This is a genomic window from Candidatus Oscillochloris fontis, assembly GCF_004138135.1.
Taxonomy (GTDB): Bacteria; Chloroflexota; Chloroflexia; order Chloroflexales; family Chloroflexaceae; genus Oscillochloris; species Oscillochloris fontis.
In genome coordinates this window covers 21,415-45,230 of record NZ_RYFD01000036.1, presented here as the reverse complement: position 1 = coordinate 45,230, position 23,816 = coordinate 21,415, and the positions used below count along the sequence as shown (strand labels likewise).

The following is a 23,816-nucleotide window of genomic DNA, read 5'->3' as shown; positions in this document are numbered from 1 at the left end:
TAGAGGTCGAACAGTTCATCGTTTTTCATAGTTCAGATTGTAGCATATCCCTGATTTTCTGGGTGCGTAAGGTGAGTCATATAACATACGTCTCGCGTTCTGGTACATATGAATTTACTGACGACACAACGCTGCGAATAAATCTTGATGGAGAAACACAAATGATCGTGCATACAACCATTTCTGGTGACCGCATGCTCTGGAACATTGAGGGGCGGGAATCTGAACTAAAACGTGTTGGCCCAGAAGACTAAAAAACCAGTAGGCAAGCAGAGGAATTCTGATGCAACAGCGAATCAACAATCTAAAAGACAAACTCCGGGCAGGCGTCGAGATTGGCAAATGGCGTACCCGTGTACTCAAACTGGGTCTTGATCGTTCGTCCTCTGAGAAGGAGCGGAAAAAGGCTGTCGCCGCCCTCGGTGCCACCGCATGGGAACAGCGGGTTGAACACCCTGACTATGCTGAAGTGTTTGCCCAATTGGTTAAACTAGCACAGCAACGTAGCGCAGTGCAGACGGAAATCAGCGCACTAGAGAGCACTATCCAGCAGGCTGAGATGGAGAAGCAGCAGCTTGAAAACGACTTCACCTCGCGCCTCCATAGCGTAGAGCAACGTAAGCTCGCCGCAACGGTCAAACTCCCCAAACCAGAGCCATCGTCACAGAATCAAAGCTCCCGCACCACGAAGCAACTGGTTATAGACGAGAATCCAGCTACAGATACAACAGCAACCACTACCCCACTGGATACCGACATAGAGGAGATCCGAGCCGAAATCAGTCGCTGTGACCAAGAGATTACGGCAATCAAGGCCGAACAACAACAGGCGCTGAGCCAAGCAAACGCGAAGCTCAGTCAACTCCGCCAAGAACTCAAAGATAAGCGGGGGCAACTTGCCAGCCTAGAGCGACAGTTCCCCGCTTTGCAACAGAACCTTGGTGAACAGGTTGATCGGGTACGTCCAGAGAGTCCCCACCTTGCGGATCACTATGCCCGCCTCAACACGCTTGATCAAGACATTGCGCGGCTATCAAACGCTCAACCAACAAATCACCGGGGCTGACAAGGGGGCAACCCATGCCTTGTATTTGCTCGTAGGTGGTACAGCCATAGTGGTACTGCTACTCGGTCTGTTCGTTTTCAATAGTTTGGGTGGATTTAGTGGTGGTGGTGTTTCTGAACGCCAGATGCGAACAGATATGGCGAAGTTGGAGATATACTGGAATATTGCCAATGTGGCTAATGCATCTGGTAGTCTGATAGGTGTGCTTGAATGGGATATTCAACCCAACCAGATTAGCAAGTTCAAGATTGTGAACCGAAAAACCAATCTCGAAGCAGGTATCGATATCATATCAGCACAAGCAGAGCTACGCAATGATGTGATGACGGTCAGTATGGATTTGGAGTTCTTATATCGAAAATATGAACAGGGATGGGTACTCGATAGGGATATATCCATAGATAATGAACTTATCGTGGTAAATGTACGAGATAAACCGACTGTCGCTCGTGTTGAGCAGGATGTTCGTGATGGACATAAGAATGACCGCGAATGGAATGGTTGGTGTCCTGTCCACCGTATAAAAGATATCACTATTGAGGGTATCTATGGTGGGATGGATTCTGGAAAACCATCGCTCGTCTACTATGTCACTTCTAGCTACAATGCAGTTCCACAAGCACAACCAGGTCAACTTCAAGCACCAGATCTCTGTTCACATGGCGAGGATTGGATTGTTAAGTACCAATGGAACGGCAGTCGGTGGAGTTTGGTGAGAGTTTCAGGATGGTAGGAAAGCGGTAGAACAAGTTAACCGCAGAGGACGCAGAGGGACGCAGAGGATGAGCACACATCAGGCCATATTGCCGCAAAAGAACGCAGAGCGATGGTATATTGTCTTCCTCTGCGCTCTCTGCGTCCTCTGCGGTTGATCTCCGGGGTAATCTGTGGACTACCCTTCCTTCCCCAACGGGTACCAGAAGGAGACAATAAACCCCACCAGAATATGCTCCAGATTGATCAACAAGAAGAGCGCCGAGAGAATCAACGCCTGATCGGCGCTATACCCATACGGCATCACAATCGCAATCAGCACCGCATCGCGTATACCAACTCCAGCAATCGAGATCGGCAACACCTGCAACACCGAGGTGAGTGCCGCAGACCCCACCACCACATACAGCGGCACCGCCGTCAGGCCCAGCGCCCAAAAGAGCAACCAGATCCGCCCAAAGGTGAAACTCGCCGAGATGAGGGTTGCACCACTGATCACACCGATCAGTGCCGGGCGCAGCGTGAGACTCGATAGTTGCTCGTTCCAGGTATCCAGGCGCTCCTTCAAACGCGGCGCGACCCGTGGTAATAGCCCCGTCAATACCCACTCACGCGGGCCTCGCGCCGTGAGTACCACGGTCAATACCACCAACCCCACGCCCATCAGCACCACTAGCACCGTTTGAAGTTCGCGGCTGGGTAGCAGTTGGCCCAGTGCAAAGATGCCCAGTGTTCCCAGTACCGCCATGATAATCAGATCGAAAAGCCGATCCAAAACCACGCTCAACATCGCCGGAGCCATCGGCTGGCCGCGCTCGCGCAGGTAGACCGCCTTGAGCAGATCGCCCGCTTGCCCCGGCGTCGTCGCGCCATAGAAGAGGCCCACCGTATAGAGCGCCACCGCCGTCCGCATATCCAGGTGCAGATCCATCTCGCGCAGCAGCCGCACCCAACGCCACGATTTAATGATCACAAACGGCGGCATGAGCACTAACGAGAGGATGATCGGCCACAGCACCGCGCTCTGTAACGTCTCAATCAACGCCCCCAGGTTTGCATTGGCCAAGAAGACGATCAGCAGGAGTGGGCCGAGCAGTTTGAGTAGCCAGGGCAGGTAGCGCCGCATACACGTTTACTCCTCGCGCCGCTGGAAACGTAGCGCGGCGATCTGTTCGGCGTTCAACCCGAACATAAAGACGATGATGCTGCCCACAAACAGACCTACCGCTGAGTTGGGAATGTGGAACCGCAATGGGTCGGTGATGAAGAAGCTGATCATGAATGAGACCAGCGCCAACAACACCATCACGATGGAGACCGGGAAGTAGACCCGCAGCGGCGCGAAGAGCGAGACGATGCGCAGGATGATTAGCCCGAAGCGCACGCCGTTCTTGAGGAGCTTCTGCCCGCTCTGCCCGCCTTGCCGCCGCTGGCCCTCAATCGGTACATAGGTGACGCTATAGCCGCCTTTGAGCAGCGCCAAGGTGCTGGTGGTCGGGTAGGAGTAGCGGTTGGGCAACAGGTGAATGAATTCCATGATCACCCCGCGCCGCATCGCCCGATAGCCACTGGTCAGATCGAGTACCGGCGACTCGACCAGGTAGCCCCCCAGAGCATCGAGCGCCCGGTTGCCCCAGCGCCGCGCAATATTGTCGCCCTGGGTGGTGCGCGAACGCGCCCCCACGACCATATCGTAGCCCTCGGCCAGTTTACCCAGAATATCCGGGATGTAGCGCGGGTCCATCTGGCCGTCAGCGTCCATCAGCAACACCACATCACCGCGTGCGCGCCGAATCCCCGTCTTCACCGCCGCGCCATTACCGCGATTCATCGGGTGGCGCTCGACCCTCGCCCCGGCCAATGCCGCCTGCGCCGCCGTATCATCGCGGCTACAATCATCCACCACCAGGATCTCGGCCTCCGGCAGGGCTTCGCGCACCCGCCCAATCACCTTCGCAATCCCGTGGGCCTCGTTATAGGCCGGCATCACCACCGTTACCCGGAACGGGTAGGGGTGACACATCTCTAACGGCGCGGCCACATCCGGCGCACCGATCACATCTTGCTGCATAGCCTACCCAATCCACATACGCCCGATCTGCCAACAGAGGGCCAGCATCAGGATGAAACCGACGATCACCCCAGGGGTACTCAGGAAGTAGCGTGCATCTTCCAGACTCCCCGCAATGCCGTCACGGAGCGTGCTTACCCAAGCTCCCAACCCATAAAGACCGACTGCGCCGTAGAGCAGCAGCAGGAACCAGATCAGGACCAGATTCTGCGCTACTCCTTGGCCGAGGAGCACCATCAAGCTGGCCGAAATGAGCCACGCCCATGCCAGCACCCGCACGCCACCTTCGCGCAGCGGCGTCCCAAAGACCACCAGACTCATTGGGGCCACCAGCATCCAGATCAGGTTGCTCAGCATCCCCAACCAGCCCGCAACTCCCTCCAGGGGGAGCCGCAGCAACCCCGCCCCCCACAGGCTGTCGCGTTCGGCCCACAGCCCCGCCAGGATGGCCAGCGGCTGCTCGCGCACCAAACGCCCCATCTCAGCCAGCAGCGCCGCTTGGGGTTGCTCGGTGGGCATGGGCGCAGTGGAATCCCCAGCGGCACCCCGCAGCGCCACCACAAGATCCACGAGGCTCTGGGTATCAATCAGCATGAACTGCTGGGTCGCCCGGTAGGTCGTGATCGTCCACGGCGTCAATGTCAACACCCACGGGATGAGCAGAATCAACCCCTGCTGCACCACCGCAAAGAGCCAGCGCCGCCCAGAGAGCCGCCAACTCCAGCCGCGCACCCGCCCGCTAAAGCGGTCGGGCTGACGACCACCCGCATCGAAGCGCACATCTTTGGTTGGCACCCACTCGCCACGTACCACCTCATCATCATCCGCCAGCCGCCGCCAGACCTCGATCAGCACAAAGAGCAACGTCCAAGCCAACGCCCACAGCAGCGGCGCATAGACCAGCGTGGCAAGCGCCAGCGCCACCCCCGCCCCAACCAGCCATGCCGCACTCGGCTCGGCAGCGCGGTAGCTGTCGCGCCAATGCACCAGCAACCAGAGGTGCAACACGAGCAAGCAGAGGATCAGATTCGCACTCAACAGACGCCCCGGCAGATCAACCAGGGGCAACCAGATCGTCAGCAGCGTAGCGAAGATCACCCCGATGCGGCCATCAAAGATCCGCCGCGCCAGATCATAGCCCAGCGGAATGAGCAATACGCTCAACCCCATCTGCACCACCTGGAGCCAGAAGAGATCGAAGCCCAGTAAGAAGGTGACGAAGCGCGCATAACCGGGCACACTGAAGAGCCAGGTTTGCCCCACGTTGCCGCCGGTCTGGGTCAGCGCCAGCGCCTCCTCCAGCGTAAGCGGTGCCCGGAGCAACCAACGCAGCGCGCCGCCGCCCAGCATCAGCAGCACAAGCAGCAGCAGATCCGACGCAGCGAACCGCCATTCGGGCATACCGATGGAGAGCGAAAGACGCCGGTAGCGCCAGCGCCGCGATTCCTGGCGCATACGATCTGTCGAGGATGTCCGCATAGATTTCTGGATACCCTACGGCCCAAGCCGGTATATGCGATATCGTCCGCTACTACTCACCTGAGATGCCTGGGGATCATCGAGCGGCGGCAGGCCAAGTGTCGCATCCCAGAGCAGAAATTCAGCCCCTTGCTGCCGCAGCAGATCGAGATCCGCCGTATCACCCGCATTGGGCCACGCAACCACGCGATGGGCGATGGCGGAGTATTTGGCCAGCGGAATCCGTGCCGGAACCCGCGCCGCCAACCGCGCATCGGCTGGAAGTTCGCGCAGCACCATCTGGATCGCCGCCACCTCATCGGCAGGCTGGAGGCCCAGCGCATAGCTCACCCCGGATGACCAACCGCCCCATAGTACCACACTCAGCACCAGACCCACACCGAGCAAGCGCCGCCCGCCGCCCGTCAGCCAGTGCAGCGCCGCCGCCGCCCCCAGCGCATAGATCGGCACCAAGGGCAAAAAGAAACGCGGCAGGATGAAGGCCATCCCCACCAGCGCCACATAGAGCAGGATCAGCCCGCAGAGGGCAAACATGTAGGGGCGAAGCATCGCCCGCCATGTGACCGGAGCAAGGTGGCTTGGCTGGCGGCGATGCTTCGCCCCTACCTCCCCATCGGCATCTGTAGGGGCGCATCGCGATGCGCCCCTACGGCCAAAAACCCCCAAAATCCCCGCCACCAACCCACCCAACGCCAACCAATTCGCCGGCCACCCCAACAAGCGCAACTGATCCGCCCGCCCAAACTCACTCGTATCCTCAGCGCCACTGCCCAGGAACCCCACCACATTACGGCCCCAGTTGGTCAGAAACCGCACCGGGTCGGCCAGGATCACCTCGGTTAAGCCAATCGTATTCGGCACCTCATCCCAGCGCCCCCAATCCGTATCGGCATACACCGCCAACCAGACATTCTTGGCCTGCTGGTTATAGAGCGGGCTACCCGTCTGCATGGTGTTGATGAGCACCTGCGGCGCGGCCACCAACCCAAACCCCAGCCCAAAGAGCAGCAGCGCCCTTCCCGCCGCCCGCCCGCGCAGCAACCAGAGCGTCCCCAGCCCCCAGATCAGCACCACGAGGCCCAAATGGCGCATCAGGAAGGCCAGCCCGCCACACATCCCCGCCAGCAACACCCAGCCCCAGTGGCGGCGTTCCTGGCTGCCCCACACCAAGAGCGCCACCGCCAGATTCAGCGCCGCAGCAAAGGGCATATCGCTGCCCACATACAACCCATACTGCGCCACAAAGCCACTCAGCGCCATGGTGATCAGCGCCACCAGCGCCGCACCGGGCGGCAAGATCGCCCGCGCCAGCCCGTAGCCTGCCGCCAACACGACCGCCCCACTCAGCGCCGCCACCACCCGCCCGGCCAAGAAGGCGTTCTGGTCGGTGAAGGGCCGCACCAGCCAGAGCAAGAACGGGTAGCCCAGATTGTAGAATCCATCGGCCTGCAAAACCTGCGCCAGACTCTCGCGGGTCGCAAAGACGCGGAAATCGTTCTCCACCCCCGGACGCGCCAGCGTCACATGCGCCTCAGCCGCCAGCAAGATCGCCGCCGTCCAACCCAGCACCACCACCCCCGGTGCCACCCAGGTGAGCAAGCGCGGCCAACGCACCACCAGATCGGGGCCGATCCGCAGCAGGAGCAACCCGGCCAAAGCGAGGCAGATCGCCGGGGGCAAGCCACGCAGCGGGTAGGGGTAGAGCGGCGGCGGGCCGTGGTAGAAGATCAGCCAGAGCAGGCCATACAGGAAGAGCGCGGCCAAAACCTGGCGCCACGATGCCAACAACCCGGCCAGCAACGCCCCGATCAGACCCGCATACACCAACTGCGACGCCGCAGGCCAGACGAAGGGGCCACGCAGCGTGTAGGTGGCCGAATCTACCAGCACCCCCACCTGACGCCCATCGGTCAGCGTTGTACTAGGCGTCGCATCAATCTGCACAAAAAAGTCGTTCGCCTTGAGCATGCGCGCATCAAGCGCAACCACATGCTCCTCCCACGCGCCACTCGTCTGGAACTGCGCCAACACCTGGGAACCATTCAGCCACAGCGTGACCACGGGCAAGCCGCCAGCGCTACTCCAACCGCGCAACCGCACGCGCAGCGTACCCGGCGTTCCCGCCAGCGGAAAGCGCAGCACCGCCACCTCCGGGCGCGACCAGCGCACCGCCCCATCCGCATCGGCAAGGTAAGCTGAACCGGGCCGCTCCGGCTCAAAGAAGCCCTGAACATAGGCCGCATCATAGCCACCCACATCCACATCATGCTGGGCGGGGAACTGGGAGAGCAGGGTGATTAGCAGCACCGCCGCGCATGCAGCGAGCAAGGCCCGAACCCAAGCAGCGGCGTAACTATTCACACTTCGCCTAACATCGTAACTGTTCACACTTCTCCTAGCCTCCAGGTTTTGACGCCAAGACGCAAAGCCTGCAACAACCCTTTGCGTCTTCGCGCCTTTGCGTCAAAACGAGGTTTCTTTTACCCCAAGGGTGAACAGTTACCTAGCCTCCAGGTTTTGACGCCAAGACGCAGAGGCGCAAAGCCTGCAACAACCCTTTGCGTCTTCGCGCCTTTGCGTCAACACGGGGTTTCTTTTACCCCAAGGGTGAACAGTTACGAAGCAACACGCATTATGGGGCGGTCGTCGGCTCCTGCACCGGCAGATTACCACTGGGAGCACTCACCAGTGCCGCATTGATCCAGCCAGTACCGCTCCCATCGGGATTATCAATCCGCGAGGCCGCATTCACGCGATCCCCCAGACGCACCAGATACCACTGATTATTGGCGGTACGTGCCAGAAAGATGATCGCATCACCCTGGTTCAACTGCCCAATCGGGTTATTACTCGTGTTGGGTTGCGGGCGCACAAACGAGATCTGCAACACCGTCCCACTCACCACCACCGTCAGCGTTGGGGCCAGGGTTGGAGTCGGCGCACTTGTCGGCGCAGGCAGCAACGCCGCCGGTTCAGCGGTCGGCAACACCACCGTCGGCACCTGCGTCTGCCCCGGCACATACACCCCAAAGCGATCCCACTCGGCACGCACCGTACTCACCACACTAAACGCCAGCGTCAGGGCGAGAATCATAAGCACCGAGGTCACCGCCGTCTTGATCAGTTCAACACTCTGCCCCCACACACTGCGCTGGCTCAGTTGATCGAGCGCACTCTGCGCCGCGCCTGCCACCGGCTCACCCCAACTCGTCCGCCCCTGATCATGCTGGGCAATGCGGCGCAACTCAAAGATCGCCCGCACATCACCCACCGTCATCAAGGCCCGCACCGCGCTCCAACGCACATTACTATTCGGATGCTTGAGCGCACTCAGCAACGGCCCCGCCGCCCGCCCATCACCGATGCGCCCCGCAGCATCAGCCGCCCGATAGACCGAGAGCCAGGAACCCTGCGCATGAATCTGCTCACAGAGCAAAGGCACCACCGGCGCTCCGATTTCAACCAATTCATCCACTGCCGTGGAGTGGGAAGGATGGCTCGGATCACCCAATGCGGCGACGAGGTTGATCATCTGCTCACGCGGCGGCAGCGCCCGCCCATGACGGTAGGGGCGCGGACGACGTGCGCCTGTCGTAGGCAAGCGCCGCGTCAGCCGTTCTAGCCCTCCCCCCACCGGGCCAACCTGAGTCGTCCCACTTGCTGCCCGCTCCTCCGGAGGAGTCTCGTTGCGCTCTGTCGTCATAGTATCGTCTTAGTTATTGTAACTGTTCACACTTAGGGTAAACAGAAGCCTCTTCATTGACGCCAAGGCGCAAAGACGCAAAGACTTTGATTGGAACCGCTATTGAAGGCTTTGCGCCTTGGCGTCTTTGCGTCAAAACCAAGATGCTAAATGCTTAAATATCACGGGCAGCCCGCCACTGCGCAAACCGCTCCACAATCACATCAAGCAACGCCGCCGCCGCCGTCGCCTTAGGCTGACGCGGCAGATCCAGCCTCCCGGCGCGATCCAACACCGTCAAGGCAATTTCCGGCTGGCCAATACTCGCCACCGCATCGTTAGCCACGATCAGATCCAGCCCCTTGCGTTCCAACTTGCTCTGCGCATTAGCGAGAAGATCATTCGTCTCTGCCGCAAACCCCACCTTAAAGAAGTCACGGCGCTCAGCCAAGCCCGCCACAATATCCGGGTTAGGGATGAGATGCAGCGTCAGACCAGCATCACCCTGCTTCTTGACCTTCTCTTCAGCAGCCTGAGCGGGGCGGAAATCGGCCACCGCCGCATTCATAATCAACAGATCAGCCTCAGCCAGCGCCTCACGCAGCGCCGCCTGCATCTGAAGTGCCGTCTCAACCCACACCACCTCCACCGCCCCCGGCGGAGTCAGCGCGGTTGGCCCGCTCACCAACGTCACCCGCGCACCCAGATCGCGGGCGCGGGCGGCCAGCGCATAGCCCATCTGCCCAGAGGAGCGGTTGCCAATATAGCGCACCGGGTCAATCGGTTCCTGGGTTCCACCTGCACTAATCACCACGTGACAGCCCGCCAGTGGCCCGTGCTGCCGCCCCAACACAGCGCGGATCTCGGCTTCCAGCACCGGCGGTTCAGGCAAACGCCCCTTGCCCACCACTTGCTCGGCCATCCGCCCCTCAGCCGGTTCGAGAACAAAATAGCCACGGGCGCGCAGCGTGGCTACGTTCGCCACTGTCGCCGGGGCAGCATACATCTGCGGATTCATCGCCGGAGCAATCAGCACCGGCGCACGGGTGGCCAAGATCGTCGTGGTCAACAGATCATCGCTCAGGCCCGCCGCAATATGCGCGATCCGGTTCGCAGTTGCCGGGGCCACCACCACCAGATCCGCCTGTGCGCCTAGCGTCACATGGCCCACCGCACCATCCTCTGGCAAGGCCCACATATTCACCAACACCGGACGCCCCGTAAGCGCCTGGAACGTCGCCGCCCCCACAAAACGGGTCGCCGTCTCGGTCATGATCACATCAACCAGCGCCCCCGCCAGGGTCAGGTCACGCGCCAACTGCGCCGCTTTGTAGGCGGCGATACTGCCACAGACCCCTAGCACGATCCGCTTGCCGTTGAGCACATCCATCGCGCCCCCCTTCTGCATACAAGCTGCGCAGCCATTGTAGCACAAAGCAGCGAGGTTTGAAGATTGCACTATAATAAGCGTATGATCAACCCCCACTTTACCCACGCCATCCACGCCTTTAGCGCCCAAAACTACCCAGCCGCCGCCCATGCCGCCGCACGAGCGACCACAGACGATCCCCACAGCCTACTCTACGCCGCCGCCGCACGCTACCTAGCTCGCGTTGTCAACCATGGCCAAGCTGCAGTGTATGTAACTAGCGATGCCTTCGCAGCCTTTATCCGTGGCGGTGGCAACCTCCAACTCTACGCCCAAACCAGTGCCGCCCTGCGCCAGATCTACACCAGTTATGCCCAGATCAACCTTCTTGATATTGGTGTAGGTGATGGCATGGCGCTGCTGCCCGCCCTTAGCCCCCAGGTGAGCCAGATCTGTCTGGTTGAACCATCAGCCGCGATGCTGGCCCAGACCTGCGCAGCTCTCGATGCGCGCGGGGTCACCTACTCGGCCTTCGCTGGCAGCATCGAGGCGTTCCGTAGCCACAATGGCGCATGGGATGTGACCCAAGCCACCTTCAGCCTCCAGTCGCTTCCGCCACAGACCCGCCCTGAAATCCTTGCCTGGTTGCGCCAGCATACCCAACGCCTGCTCATCGCTGAGTTTGATGTCCCACCATGGGCCGATCTCGCTGATCCTGCTCGAATTGACTATTTCAGCACCCGCTACGAAGTGGGGTTAGCCGAATACCAAGACGATGCGGGACTCGTTGCACAGGGCTTTTTGATGCCAGTCTTCTTCGGCTGCTTTGATCGCAATAACGCCCGCACCAACTATGAGCAACCCATCAGCGCGTGGGCCGACGATCTGCGTCAGGCTGGATTCAGCCAGATCAGCCAGCAGATGATCAGCAACTACTGGTGGGCACCGGCCTATCTGCTTGATGCGCAACCAGGAGACTAAACACCACCACCCCATACTGCCACTGAGCACGCAAGCGCAGACCCGCCGCTGCATAGCGTCGGTTGAGGTCATCAAGGCGCCAGAAGGCCACCCCGCCCCGCGTTAAGAGGCGCTGAAGCATGCGCCCCGCCCGGCTCTCCGCCTGTACCAGATTCATCATCACCCCACGCCCATCGGGGGCCAGCGTGCGCCGCCACTCCGCCAGCGCACGTTCAACATCCCCAATCTCATTCAGTGCGCCACCCATCGTCAAGCCCACCACACTCCCCGTCGGGAACGGCAAGGCTTGGGCCTTGGCCCGTACATAACTGATGCGCAGCCCTTCAGCCAGCGCAAACGCCCGCGCTTGGCGCAACATCGGCCACGAATGATCGATCCCCACCGTCACCCCGGTGGCTCCGGCGCGTAGCCGTTCAAGCGTGCGCGCATACAGCCCATTGGAACAGGCCACATCCACAAACAGCCCACCCCGCTGGGGCGCAGCCAACCCCGCAATCAGGGGCAGTTCGTAGGTATACCCCAACGGCTGGCCCGTGAGCAGCGGTAAGGCGCGTGGACGCCAAAATCGCTCGTAGCCCCATGCAGTGAGCGCGAGCGCATTCGTAAACTGCGCCGGACTGCCCGGCAGAGCCAGTGGCCCCAGCAGATCGAGCACCCCGTCATTGATCGAGTAGCGCCGACCACACTGCGAGCAGCGCATCCGCCCACGCAGAATCGCCCCATCCGGCGCAGTCGTGCGGATCTCCACCAGCACCAACCCCGCCGCAGGGTGCAGCGGACACCCCAGAAAAGGCAGCGCCTCAAGATACATCTAGAGATGCCTCTCCTGCTGCGAGCGACTATCCGTGATATCTGGCTCGATCAAGCGCCCCTCTTCAATCAGCCGAATGAAGAGATCAAGCAGATCGGGGTCCCACTCATGCCCCCGTCCGGCGCGCAAGCGACACAACGTCTCTTCCAGCCCCAACGACTTACGATACGGGCGATCCGTCATCATCGCATCATACGCATCAACAATAGCCACGATGCGCGCCCCCATCGGAATATCTTCCCCACGCAACCCATCAGGGTAGCCCGATCCATCCCAGCGCTCGTGGTGGTGCCGAATGATCGGCCCAACCTCGCTCGCAAAACGCATCGGGGCCACAATCCGCGCTCCCTCCTCCGGGTGGCGCTTAATATGGTTGTATTCCTCTTCGGTAAGTTGGCTCGGTTTGCCCAAAATCGCATCATCAATCGAGATCTTGCCAATATCATGCAGCAACCCGCCCAAACGGGCCGCCTTCACCTGATGATGATCCAGATTGGCCGCTTGGGCTAACTGCTCACTATAGCTCGACAAGCGCCGCAAATGGCCCTCGGTATAGGCATCCTTCGCCTCAACCGCCAATGCCAACATAAAGATCACGCTCTCGGTTCGATCCAACTGATCTGTCAGCCGCTTGATACGCAACTGCGAACGTAAACGTGCGCGTAACAGGCTCTGCTCAATCGGCTTGGTGAGAAAGTCATCCGCGCCTACCTCAACCCCACGCCGCCGATGCTCACGATCATCAAGTCCGGTCAACATCGTAACCGGGATCAATGCGGTGCGTTCATTATCCTTCAGCCGCTTACAGACTTCAAAGCCATCCAGAATCGGCATCGTTACGTCAAGAAGAATCAGATCTGGTGACTCATGCAAGACCTTATCAAGCGCCTCAAGTCCATTGGTTGCCGTGATCGGTGTATAGTTCTCGCGTTGAAGAATACGCACAAGAATATCACGGATAGCCGGATCATCATCGACCACAAGGATCTTTGCTGACACAATAGTGGCCTTTCCCTCGCACACATCCGAGTACCTTGTGGTGCGCCATCGAGATAAAATCTCTTCGCAATGCTCATCTAGCCCCGAAGTATAGCATAGTCATCCTACCGTAAAGATATATTAATTAAAAACATCTAAACTTTTAAATACCTAAACAAAAAAAACTGGAGAGAGCCAAACTCTCTCCAGTCACCGTATCAGAAGCTAGGCGCAGCAACTACCGCAGCCGCTCGACGCATCATCGCCACAACACTCCTCATCACCATTATCATCGGCGGTACGGAAGGAGTGACCACAACCACAACTGGTGACCGCATTGGGGTTATCAATCTTGAAGCCGCTGCGATCCTCAACGACCACAAAATCAATCGAGGCACCCGTCAAATAGAGGGCGCTCTGCAAATCTACCCGGACACGCAGCGCTCCGGCCACAAACTCATGATCATTCTCTTGACGCGGCTCGCTATCAAAGATCATGCCATACTCAAAGCCTGAGCAACCCCCACCATGCACAAACACGCGCAGCGAAGAACCCTCCACCTGGCGCTCGCGCTGCATAGCCACCAACTTATCGAGGGCAGCTTCAGTCAACTGAATCATCGGCTGAGCCACAGTCTGCGCATCCAGATTCTGCTCGGTCATCGTCATACCTCGGTACCTGCTGCTTTCCACGTACCCGAAAGTACGCACTAGAAATTCCTACTTCGCCCCAACATGTCATCATCGGAATGGTCAGTCACCCTTCACGATCCCATCGCTGAAAGAGCTTCACCGCCACCCCAAACCAATGATCACGACTTCGGGAGATTCCTTAGAGAAGTATACCAGATTTTGAGCGAATGACTAGTATTTACTTATGAAAAGGGGCGGTATCAGTCCTACCTGGCCACAAACTCCAGCTCGGCACCACCAATATGAATACGATCCCCATGCTGGAGTGAGCACACCGCCCCCGGATCGAGGCTCACTCCAGCAACCTGAGTCCGACCATCCACATTGGGCAGCACCGCCAACACAAAACCGCCGTCCGCCCGCCGCACCACCGCATGCCGCCACGCCACACCCGCATCAGGCAAATAGAGGTCGTTGCCATCATAACGCCCAATCGTGGCCGTGTCGGTCACCTCACGCACCAAACCCTGTTGCTCGCCCGCAATCACCCGCAGTTCGCCGTGCGCAAAGACCTGGCGCGCCATGGGGATGAGGGCACCAATCGCTGCGCCAATCAGCACCAGACCAATACCGCTCAGTACCATCTGTACGATTCCGGCCTGCGCCAAAAAGAGTTGCGTCAACCCTTCATACAGAAGGCCGCCCAACAAGCCGCCCAGTAATCCACCTAAACCAGCATAGGCCGCCCGCTGGAGCCGGTGGTGAACCAGTAGATCGCTCAGACCAATTAACAGACCCAGCAACATCCAACTCAGCGCCCGCCCGATCCACCCGCCCAGCAGCACCAAAAAGAGCCACTGGGCCAACACCATCCCCAATGCCCCGGTCAACAATCCGGCGATACCGCCCAAGAGACCGTCGCGTAAGGCCCGTTGGGGTTTACGTTTGATCATGGCACCATCAGCCGCCGCCACAAACGCGCCAATCCCCACACCCAACCCCGCCCCCACAAAGGCCGCCGCCGCCCAGATGCTCCAGGTCTGCGTAACGACGCTCCCCACCAGCCACCAACTGGCTAAACCGCCTAACCCGCCAAAGACCGCCGAGTAGTAGATCTGGAGTTGCTTACTCATCGCTCTGCTCCCGTGCATGGGCTGGTTCACCACACACCGCACAGACGTTGGCTCCAGGTGCCAGCGGGCGACCACACATATCGCAGAAGGTGCGCCGTCCTGGCTCCGGCTGCGGCTGGCTGGTTCCACAGCGCCCACAGAAGCGCGCCCCGGCCCGCAACGGCGCAGCACACTGCACACAGTGAGCGGCGGGCATCTGCGCCTCCTCTATGGGCAAGATCGTTGGTGGGCGCGACGTTGCCCGCCCGCGCCACCACGTCGGCAGGACTAACAAGCTCAACAAGGGCAACAAGAGCGCCAACCCCACCAACGGATGCGCCGTCACAGCAATCAGATGGCGCTCCGTATAGGCCGCCACCGCCTGCGCACCCGCCACCTCGACCCGAATATCACGCCGGGTACCATCGTAGAAGGGGCGCGGGCTGCGATACGTGAGCCGGTATTCACTCTGCAAACCACCCGCAATCTGCCGGTAGAGATCGGCCAGTGCAACCGCATCGGGGCTGTACGCATAGCTGCCCCGCGTCTCAGCCGCAATCCGCTCCAACACCGCCTCATCAATCCCATCATCACCTGGGCTGCCGCGCTCCCCCAGACCAATGACGGTCACGGGTTGATTGGCCGCATTGGCATACGCAATCGCAGCATTCAGGGAAATCGAACTCCCAACATCATTGGGACAACTCGCCAGATCACGACAATCCTGGCCATCCGTCAACACCACCAGCGCTCGTCGCCCCGGCTGGTCGCGCAGCAGATCCACCCCCGCCACGATACTATCGTAGAGGGCGGTGCCCCCCTCGGCACGCAGACGCCGAATGGCCGCATCAAGTACGATCTGATCCGCAGTGAAGGGTTCTAATACCGCCACCTGATCATTAAACCCGATCAGCGCCACTTGGTCATCAGAGCGCAGCATCCCCACAAACGCCTGCGCCGCCTGCCGCGCCCCCACCATCTTCTGGCCTTCATCCATACTGCCAGAACGATCAACCACCAGCACGGTATGTATCGCACTCCCCCCCGCACCAACAAAATCGCTTAGTTCGACGGCAACCCCATCCTCTATTATGTGGAAGTCATACCCACCCAGGTCACGCCGCATCTCCCCGCTTGCATCACGCACCGTGACATAGAGCGCTACCGCTGGGTAAGCGCTCGTATCAACCTGAGTCACCCGGATCAGATCCGCTGGGCCAGGTTGCTCTGCGGTGGGTTGACGTATAAACAATATCAGGCCGATCAGCAGCGCCAAAATGAACAATCCAGCCGAGAAGAGCACGGATCGTGGACGCATGAGCAGCCTCCCGCCAAAAAGTAGTCCAATCTCAACCATAGCAATACAAAGCACATCGAACGACCGACTACAAACGCCCAAAATGTGAGCCATCAGCGAACCAAGCACGGCATTTCGATGCACCACCTCGCTCTGCATAGCCCATAAGAGTATGACGTTCATGAGCCGCAGAGAGTTCCATAGAGTTGTAAAATAACTACCTATCGGGCCAGCAAGGTTACAAATCATACAACGACGACCCAAACCGAGGGTACAAAAGGTTGACATCAGCCAGGCGACACACTGGCCCAGAAAGCGGGAAATAATGACATCATCCACCTGTTTATGCAGTGCGTTAGACTGACTGGACAGGCAGATTCGCCGCGTCAGAGCCACACCGCGCAGCATAGCCATAGCCCATTGACAAGAGCTATTTTGGTTGACACTGCTACGCAATCGTGGTACTATTGCAGCACAGTCAGGAAGGCACGACAATAATTTCGAGACAAGTCGCTTTTGGCATTTAAGCAAAAAAAGCCGAGCAATCATCGCAACGCACACTCTAGCGACCGTGGTGCCGTCGCATGGCTGGCTCGGGCTACCCGTTAGCCCCATTTGATCATTTGTACATCCCGATCCTGGAAAGGCACACATGCGTACTCTTATCTTTACCGGCAAGGGCGGCGTAGGCAAGACAAGTGTCGCTGCATCAACCGCGCTGCGGGCCGCAGACATGGGTCTCCGAACTCTGATTATGAGTACCGACCCGGCGCATAGTTTGGCCGACTCGCTCGATATTGACGGCTCACTGGGGCCAGAACCGGTGAAGATCACCTCGCACTTAGATGCGCTTGAGGTCAGTATTCACCATGATATTGAATCAAACTGGGGTGTTGTGCGTGAGCACTTTGCCCAGTTGATGATCGAGCAAGGGGTTGAGGGGATGCTGGCTGATGAGATGAGCATCCTTCCAGGGATGGAAGAAGCATTCCCGCTCATCCGCATTAAGAAACATCGCGACGAAGGCGACTACGATCTGCTCGTCGTTGACTGTGCGCCAACGGGCGAAACCCTCCGGTTGCTCTCGTCACCTGAGACCTTCAAGTGGGCAATGGGTATGCTGCGCGGAGCGGAGAAGTTTGTCATCAAGCCGTTGCTACGGCCAATGAGTAAACTCAACCCGTCGCTCAACAAAATGATCGCCCCCACCGAGGTCTATGAGGCAGTGGACGACATGTTCGCCCAGATGGTTGGTGTCACTGAAATCCTGACCAACCCGCTAGAGACCTCTGTCCGGCTCGTGATGAACCCTGAGAAGATGGTCATCAAAGAGAGCCAGCGCGCTCTGACCTATCTCTCGATGTATGGGATGACGGTCGATACGGTGGTGGTGAACAAGATCCTGCCGGTCGACAAAGACAGCGGTTATCTGAACCACTGGAAGGATGTGCAGCAGCGCTACCTCCAGGAAGTTCACCACTCGTTTAATCCGTTGCCGATCCGCCATGTACCGTACTACCCCGAAGAGGTAGTCGGTATCGAGAAGTTGCGAATAATGGGCCGTGATGTCTACGGGGACGTGAACCCGGCGGCGATTGTCTACAAAGAATCGCCGATGGACATCAACAAAGCGCCCGATGGCAGCTACCGAGTACGGATTAAGCTGCCGTTCGCTGATGTCAGCCAACTCGATCTGTTCCAGAACGGCGATGAGCTCGTGGTGCAGATTGGGGACTTCCGCCGGATTATGACCTTGCCGCTCAGCCTAACCGGGTTGGAGGCAGGCCAGGCCGAGATGGAAGATTCTTGGCTGATCGTACCCTTCTACGCCCCCCAGGGCATCACCCGATAACAGGGGTCTACCGGGGCTCCGCCCCGTGGCCTATAATGAGGAGCGTCCGGTCTACCTTTAAGGAGGAATTTGTATGGCCACTCGAGGCTGGTTCTCTGAGTCCGCTGGTCAAGTCGCTCAAATTGGCGACATCATGTTCCAGGGGCACTGGCAGTGGGTTTCCAATGCGCTGCAGGCAACGTCGGCAGCCGTTGAGACCATCAATCGCAACGCATACCCCGGCATCTCCCGCAGCGGCAGCGGCGAGGGTTCGTTCAGCACCCCGGCCGTGAGCAGCTTCCGCCCGAAGCGCATTCGCTCGCGCTTCAATCGCTAGTCGGGCTGTAGGGTACAGGAGTTAGGAACAGGGGACAGCCGAGGAGTTCCTCGCTGTCTCCTATGCCCTATCTCCTGTATCCTGTATCCTGGTATACCACCCTGATGATCAACCTGCTCTACTATAGCCATACGGTCGTCCCCGCCCACCTCGGAGAGCTTGAGACGCTGGGGCTGCTAGAGCGTGATGAGCAGGTGCTCGTCGCACTCGATGGTGTTTTGCTGGATGCTAACGGCAAACGCCTGAGCGGACCCACGCTTCATGACTACTGCCTGATCACGACGCTGCGCATTCTGCTCTGGGCGCGTGACTACGGCGGTCATATTTGCTACGCCTTCCCTCTTGCCGAATTGGCCTCGATTCAGGGCCAAGGGCTTGATCCGCTCCACGCCCAAATCATCTTCAATTTTGTCGCACTTGATGATGCTGAGGAAGATGAAGGCGAACAGCGTTTTACGCTCGCTCTGCTCCCAGTTGCCAATCTTCAGCCTGGCATGGCGCTGCTGCGCAATGCGTCCGAGACTGCCCGCGATCTGTTGAACGCTGGTATTAGTGCGCGTGAGGCTGGCCCCGATATTCTGGCTGTTCTGAGTGAACAGATCTATGGCCATGTAGATGGCCTCCGCCCCGGTGAGTCGCCCTATCGTTGGCCTGGTGCGTCTGGGCAGCAACAACTCACGCCGGTGGCTGGCTTTAACCAAGAATTGGTCAGTCTGCCCCCAGAACGGATCTATGCGGCGAGTCGTTTGGCACGTTCAGCCTGGGATACGCTGCGTCGCTCGATTCGTGATGCCGATCTGCCCTTTGACCTCAATGCGCTGAATACGACCAGTCTGCGTGACTTGACTGAGACGATTCGGGCCGTCAATGAGTTGATGCAGACTGTCGCAACCAATCCGAGTGCCCAGCAGATGGCGATGGCGTTTATCAATCGCCAAACTGGTCGCTCTGCGCCCGAACCAGCCCCCGCACCAGCACCGACACCCTATCAGGCCGCCGCTCCAAGTTCTGCACCAACCCCAGAGCCTGCCGCACAGGGTTCAGCGATGCAGTACCACGAGATACCGTTTCGTAACCGCGAACGACCTGGGAGCCAGACGTCTGCCCCCGCACCGCAAGCCGCAGCACCAGAACCCGCTCCAACCAATTCGGATCGGCGTGAGATCCCGCTGCGCCGTCGCGGGCCTGCCAATAATGGTGCTAGTCCTCGCACAACCGGGCCGCGCCCCCCGGTCTCGATCAGCGGTTCCGGCGATGCCGATGTTGATGAAGCCCGATCCTAGTATGGGCTTGGAGATCCGGCTAGCCGCCGCCGATCCGCCCCTGCCCGCAGTCCTATGGAGGTAGACGATGATTATCCGACCGTACCTCGGCAGCCATGTGACTCCAGCGAGCGCCGATGAGTTGCGCCATCGCGGTATCCTCGAAGAGGATGAGACGCTGCTGGCCATCTTTGACGGTGTCCTGCTGGACGAGAATCGCCGACGTATCGGCGGCGTCGCACTCTCCGATTTTGTGGCGCTGACTGATAAGCGCCTTGTGACATGGGCGCGGGGACTCTTTAATGATACCGTTGACTCCTTCGTCTGGAAGGATGTTGATGTGGCCCGCGCTGAGACGTGGGACCCTTGGCATGGCCGCGTCATCCTGGCTTTCCGCTTGGCTCCCATCGCTCCCCGCAGTCGGCGGATTGTCGTCAAGGGGATCGCGGCAAATGGGCAGGCCGAAGATGAGCGTGTGATTACCAATACCCTCGACTATATGCCCGCTGAGGATGTGACCCCGTTGGCCAATATGGTCGCCTGGGTCGGCGATCAGGTGGTGTCCGGGGTCTCCGGCGAGACGCTCATCCGTGGATTTACAGACCAGTTCCCCGCACCTGATCGCGAGCATGCGACTTTCTTTGCGCCAGAGCCGCCGCCCCCGCCGCCCCCACCACCGCGTCAGGTTGAGAAGCGACGCAAGAATTGGTGGCAGCGTGCCTTTGGTGAGCCAGAAGAGCCGTTGGTACCCAATAGTAGCAATCTGATCAATGCCTACGAGAGCCGCCGCAGTAGCCAACCGGCTGGCTCTGGAACGCCAACCTATCAGCCACCAATGGATACGGGTTCGCCTATGTCGCCGCTGCCATCCATGATGGAGCAACCAAGCGTCTATGAGATGAGCCGATCTATCCAACTCTTCCTTGAGGCTCCGCGCCGCCTGATGACGGGCATGCGCCGCGCTGGTGAGATGATGAGTGGCGCGACCGATCTGGTCAGTGGCTTGCAGAATCCCCAGGTGCGCCGCACGGCGATGATGGGGATCTATCAGGCAGCAGTGCAGCAAGAGGTGGATAAAGGGCCTCTCGCTCCAGTAGCTCCGATGCTGCGTGCGGCAGTACGTCTCACTGAGCCACTGCCGAATAGCGAAGGTACAGCCGGGCCAGCATCGGCCTCGCGTCGCCTTCAGGTCAAGACGGCAGCCGTCGCTCCCCGGCGCAGCCCGCCCAGCCAAATCCTGAACGCAGAACCATCACCGGCAACCGATAGTGTGCCGAGTGAAGCGCCCGTGCGCCGGAGCATTAATGTCCGGCGGGTCGAACAGGCAGAGGTAGATGAGGCCATGCCCGATAGCCCGCCACCGGTTGTACGCTCGATGCCCGCATCAGCCCGCATCGCGGTACGCCAACAAGTCGCGGTGAAGCGAACCAATGGCGCAACGGCAACCGAAGCCCCACCCTTCGCCGCAGAGCCGGTGGAAACAACACCGGCGGCAGCACGGGTTCCTGTACGCCGCATGACGATTAAACGCAATGATGAGCCGCCTACACCTGTAGCAGAAGAGCAACCTCAGGCTCCGGTCGCGGTCAGCAATGATGCGTAGTGTGGCCCCCTATCTCCACTCCCGCTTCTGCCCCGCCCCGCGCTTGCGTGGGGCGGGGTTGCACGGGAAGGGCGTAACTTCTCGGAAGGCACCATGACGCGAGTCATTATCTATTCTGGTAAAGGTGGTACGGGTAAGACGACCATCTCAGCCGCAACGGCAACGCTGTTGTCGCGGATGGGGCGGCGTACACTCGTGCTCTCAAGCGATCCCGCTCACTCGCTGGCAGATGCCCTCGGTGTCGAGATTAGCCGCGACCGCCCAACGCTGATTAGCCCGCATCTGTATGGGCTTGAGATTGATACGCTCTATGAGTGGCGTCAGAATCTGAGTGGCTTCCAGCAGTTTGTGACCTCGACCTACTCCAATCGGGGGGTTGAGCGTTCCACAGCGGCTGAACTGGCGAATCAACCCGGCCTTGATGAGATCCTCGCGCTGCAACGAGTGATGGCCGAGGCTCAGAGTGGGCGCTGGGATGCGATTATTCTTGATACCGCCCCTACCGGCAATACCCTGCGCCTTTTGGCGTACCCCGAACTGATCATCGGTGGGGATGTGGGCAAGAAGTTCTTCCGCGTCTATCGCGGGATTGCCAATGTGGCCCGCCCCTTCCGCCGCGATCTGCCCGAGGATCGGTTCTTCGATGAGGTGGGAACCTTGCTCGATAAGATGGAGCGCCTCGCAAACTTCTTGCTGAGTAGCGATGTCAGCCTGCGCTTGGTGCTCAATCCTGAGAAACTGCCGCTCCTCGAAACGCGCCGCGCCTATACCTTCATCAATCTCTATGGCCTGATGCTCGATGCTGTTATGGTCAATAAGATCCTGCCACGGCGCTCGGATCTCGGCCCCTATTTTGATTACTGGGTGGCACTCCAGCAGGGCTACCTCGAACAGATTGATACCAGTTTTACGCCCACCCCCATCTTCCGCACGGTCTTGCAGGAGGGTGAACCGATTGGGGTGGAGGCGCTCGAACGAATTGGTCGTGCCACCTTTGGCGATGCCGATCCGGGGGCACTCCTCTTTGAAGATCGTCCGATCTGGCTCGACCAGTGGAATGATGAGGGTGAACCGGGGCTCTTTGATCTCTGCCTGCGATTGCCGTTTATTGATGATAACGAGGCGATTGAGATTGTGCGCAATGGCCCGGATTTGACACTGACCATCGGGCGGTTGCACCGAACCATTTCCCTGCCACGCATCCTCTACGATTGTGTCCTGGGGAAGAATCGCTACGAAGATGGCGTGCTGCGCTTGGAATTCTTTGAAAGTCCAAGCAATGATCAATCCGAACGAACGCCCAAGTCTGCCGACAATATGCGTGTCGAAGCCGCCTAACACCAACGCTCTGTGTTGCGTGTTGAGTGTTGGGCACTCAATATTCAACACTTGTAACGCAACACTATGCAAATACTGATCTTTTCCGGCCATACGATGGTTCAGCAGAGCGCCGCTGCCCTTGCCACCGCAGTCCACGCGGCACGGCGCGGTCAGCGTGTGCTGATTGCCTCGACTGGGCCAAATCATCTGATCGGTGCCCTCCTGGCGCAGAATCTGACCACGCATCCCTTGGAGCTTGAACCGAATCTCTCGGCGGTCGAAATCGGCCCGCTTGATGAGATCGGGAATCGCTGGGAACAGATTCGCCCTTCGCTGCGCAGTGGTTTGGCCTCACGCCTGCGCGATATTGGCAGCGATGAGATCCCCTGTTTCCCAGGAATTGATGCCGTTAGCGCCCTCCTCGTCGCCGCCCGCACGCTTCAGAGCAAACAATTCGATCTGCTCGTTGTTGATGGCCCGGCTCCTGACACTCTGGTGCGTGCCCTGGCACTCTCCGATACCATGCGCTGGTTGTTGCGGCTCGTCTTTGGCCTCGACCGTGGCCCCGGTCGTTCGCGCACGTCGCAAGAGACGGCAATCATTCCCACAGCGCTCATCCCGCCAAGTACCACCGCACCACTCCAGGATCTGCGGGCGGAGTTTGAGGAGCATCGCGCACGCCTCAACGCAAATACGGGGGCGCGGATACGCCTCGTCGCCACTCCCGAAGAGTTGCACTTGCCCCCCATCCGCAATGATCTGGTCGCCTTGGGGCTGTATGGCACCGCGACGGATAAGGTGATCGTCCCCGCTGATCTCAGTGAGGTCGGGGCCGATCTGCGCCACACCTTCAGCCCAGAGGCTGGCCCCTATCGGCCAGCATTGCACTTTGGGCCGCTTCCCACCTCTCCCGCCGACCGCGATACCTGGGCACTGCGCGGTGCTGCGCTCTACCGCGATGGGGATATCGGGACACCAACCCCCTTCCCCGCTGTTGGCGAACGGGAATTGCGGCTCGGTATCCCCTTCCTGGATGCGAAAGCACTCGATATCGCCATCGCCAACGAAGAGGTGGTCATCCGCATCGGTCAACTCCGCCGCCATGTGTTACTGCCTGGTCTGAGTGAAGGTGGCCGCCTGCGTGCCCGTGTTGAGGGTGAGTCGCTGCGCCTGTGGGTTGAGTAACGACACAGCGATCTATGCGTTGCTCTTGACGGAGATTGGCAGTAAGCTACCCAAGCCTAAAGGACTTGGGCTTTACTCTGGCGCT

Annotated in this window: 21 protein-coding genes; 10 read left to right on the top strand and 11 right to left on the bottom strand. The window is 59.4% G+C overall.

What is annotated here, in order from left to right; genetic code table 11:
* The 3 genes from EKD03_RS18840 to EKD03_RS13445 all read left to right on the top strand — a co-directional run.
* On the top strand, window positions 1-254 hold a 254-nt coding region (locus EKD03_RS18840; protein ID WP_238613518.1), incomplete at its 5' end, for a hypothetical protein.
* A gap of 29 nt (window positions 255-283) precedes the next feature.
* The gene (locus tag EKD03_RS13450) at window positions 284-1,066 is read left to right on the top strand and encodes a hypothetical protein (RefSeq protein WP_129631688.1); all 783 of its coding nucleotides are present in this window, start codon (window positions 284-286) and stop codon (window positions 1,064-1,066) included.
* Window positions 993-1,799 carry a hypothetical protein gene (locus EKD03_RS13445; RefSeq protein WP_129631685.1) on the top strand — a complete coding sequence of 269 codons (807 nt, stop codon included), beginning with the start codon at window positions 993-995 and terminating at the stop codon, window positions 1,797-1,799. The genes EKD03_RS13450 and EKD03_RS13445 overlap by 74 nt, the downstream gene beginning before the upstream one ends.
* A 159-nt stretch (window positions 1,800-1,958) precedes the next feature.
* Here EKD03_RS13445 and EKD03_RS13440 read toward each other — a convergent pair whose 3' ends face one another.
* From EKD03_RS13440 to coaBC, 6 genes are all read right to left on the bottom strand, one after another.
* Window positions 1,959-2,906, bottom strand: coding sequence for a lysylphosphatidylglycerol synthase transmembrane domain-containing protein (locus EKD03_RS13440; RefSeq protein ID WP_129631682.1), 948 nt, complete (start codon window positions 2,904-2,906; stop codon window positions 1,959-1,961).
* Window positions 2,907-2,912: 6 nt separating this feature from the next.
* A complete protein-coding gene (locus EKD03_RS13435) occupies window positions 2,913-3,851 on the bottom strand; it encodes a glycosyltransferase family 2 protein (RefSeq protein WP_174842873.1) in 939 nt (312 codons plus the stop codon).
* Between the two features lie 3 nt (window positions 3,852-3,854).
* Window positions 3,855-5,330, bottom strand: a complete 1,476-nt coding sequence (locus tag EKD03_RS13430) for a glycosyltransferase family 39 protein (RefSeq protein WP_129631679.1) — start codon at window positions 5,328-5,330, stop codon at window positions 3,855-3,857.
* Window positions 5,331-5,345: 15 nt separating this feature from the next.
* Window positions 5,346-7,718 (bottom strand): glycosyltransferase family 39 protein, encoded by a 2,373-nt coding sequence (locus EKD03_RS13425; protein WP_238613517.1) that lies wholly within the window; start codon window positions 7,716-7,718, stop codon window positions 5,346-5,348.
* 244 nt (window positions 7,719-7,962) lie between these two features.
* Entirely contained in the window at window positions 7,963-9,033 is a 1,071-nt protein-coding gene (locus EKD03_RS13420) for a HEAT repeat domain-containing protein (RefSeq protein WP_129631676.1), read from the bottom strand.
* 154 nt (window positions 9,034-9,187) lie between these two features.
* Window positions 9,188-10,402, bottom strand: coding sequence for a bifunctional phosphopantothenoylcysteine decarboxylase/phosphopantothenate--cysteine ligase CoaBC (gene coaBC / locus EKD03_RS13415; protein WP_129631673.1), 1,215 nt, complete (start codon window positions 10,400-10,402; stop codon window positions 9,188-9,190).
* Window positions 10,403-10,465: 63 nt separating this feature from the next.
* Here coaBC and EKD03_RS13410 point away from each other — a divergent pair, with 63 nt between their 5' ends.
* The gene (locus tag EKD03_RS13410) at window positions 10,466-11,362 is read left to right on the top strand and encodes a class I SAM-dependent methyltransferase (protein WP_129631670.1); all 897 of its coding nucleotides are present in this window, start codon (window positions 10,466-10,468) and stop codon (window positions 11,360-11,362) included.
* Here EKD03_RS13410 and EKD03_RS13405 read toward each other — a convergent pair.
* The 5 genes from EKD03_RS13405 to EKD03_RS18450 form a co-directional block, all read right to left on the bottom strand.
* A complete protein-coding gene (locus EKD03_RS13405; RefSeq protein WP_129631667.1) occupies window positions 11,307-12,173 on the bottom strand; it encodes a class I SAM-dependent methyltransferase in 867 nt (288 codons plus the stop codon). The genes EKD03_RS13410 and EKD03_RS13405 overlap by 56 nt on opposite strands.
* Window positions 12,174-13,172, bottom strand: a complete 999-nt coding sequence (locus EKD03_RS13400) for an HD-GYP domain-containing protein (RefSeq protein ID WP_129631664.1) — start codon at window positions 13,170-13,172, stop codon at window positions 12,174-12,176.
* 204 nt (window positions 13,173-13,376) lie between these two features.
* Window positions 13,377-13,820, bottom strand: a complete 444-nt coding sequence (locus tag EKD03_RS13395) for a HesB/IscA family protein (protein ID WP_129631660.1) — start codon at window positions 13,818-13,820, stop codon at window positions 13,377-13,379.
* A gap of 230 nt (window positions 13,821-14,050) precedes the next feature.
* Window positions 14,051-14,917, bottom strand: a complete 867-nt coding sequence (locus tag EKD03_RS13390; protein ID WP_161569264.1) for an FHA domain-containing protein — start codon at window positions 14,915-14,917, stop codon at window positions 14,051-14,053.
* Window positions 14,910-16,214 carry a VWA domain-containing protein gene (locus EKD03_RS18450; RefSeq protein WP_161569263.1) on the bottom strand — a complete coding sequence of 435 codons (1,305 nt, stop codon included), beginning with the start codon at window positions 16,212-16,214 and terminating at the stop codon, window positions 14,910-14,912. The genes EKD03_RS13390 and EKD03_RS18450 overlap by 8 nt, the downstream gene beginning before the upstream one ends.
* 631 nt (window positions 16,215-16,845) lie before the next feature.
* On the opposite strand from EKD03_RS18450, the gene EKD03_RS13380 reads away from it, so the two are divergent.
* From EKD03_RS13380 to EKD03_RS13355, 6 genes are all read left to right on the top strand, one after another.
* Entirely contained in the window at window positions 16,846-18,045 is a 1,200-nt protein-coding gene (locus EKD03_RS13380) for an ArsA family ATPase (protein WP_129631651.1), read from the top strand.
* A gap of 73 nt (window positions 18,046-18,118) precedes the next feature.
* Window positions 18,119-18,361 carry a bacteriochlorophyll c-binding family protein gene (locus tag EKD03_RS13375; RefSeq protein WP_129631648.1) on the top strand — a complete coding sequence of 81 codons (243 nt, stop codon included), beginning with the start codon at window positions 18,119-18,121 and terminating at the stop codon, window positions 18,359-18,361.
* 62 nt (window positions 18,362-18,423) lie between these two features.
* A complete protein-coding gene (locus EKD03_RS13370; protein WP_238613516.1) occupies window positions 18,424-19,644 on the top strand; it encodes a hypothetical protein in 1,221 nt (406 codons plus the stop codon).
* Window positions 19,645-19,711: 67 nt separating this feature from the next.
* Entirely contained in the window at window positions 19,712-21,226 is a 1,515-nt protein-coding gene (locus EKD03_RS13365; RefSeq protein ID WP_238613515.1) for a hypothetical protein, read from the top strand.
* Between the two features lie 93 nt (window positions 21,227-21,319).
* Complete coding sequence (locus tag EKD03_RS13360; protein ID WP_129631645.1) at window positions 21,320-22,564, top strand: ArsA family ATPase; 1,245 nt, start codon at window positions 21,320-21,322, stop codon at window positions 22,562-22,564.
* A 66-nt stretch (window positions 22,565-22,630) separates the two neighbouring features.
* Window positions 22,631-23,731: an ArsA family ATPase gene (locus EKD03_RS13355; protein WP_129631642.1), complete on the top strand. Its 1,101-nt coding sequence runs from the start codon at window positions 22,631-22,633 to the stop codon at window positions 23,729-23,731.
* Window positions 23,732-23,816 lie beyond the last annotated feature (85 nt).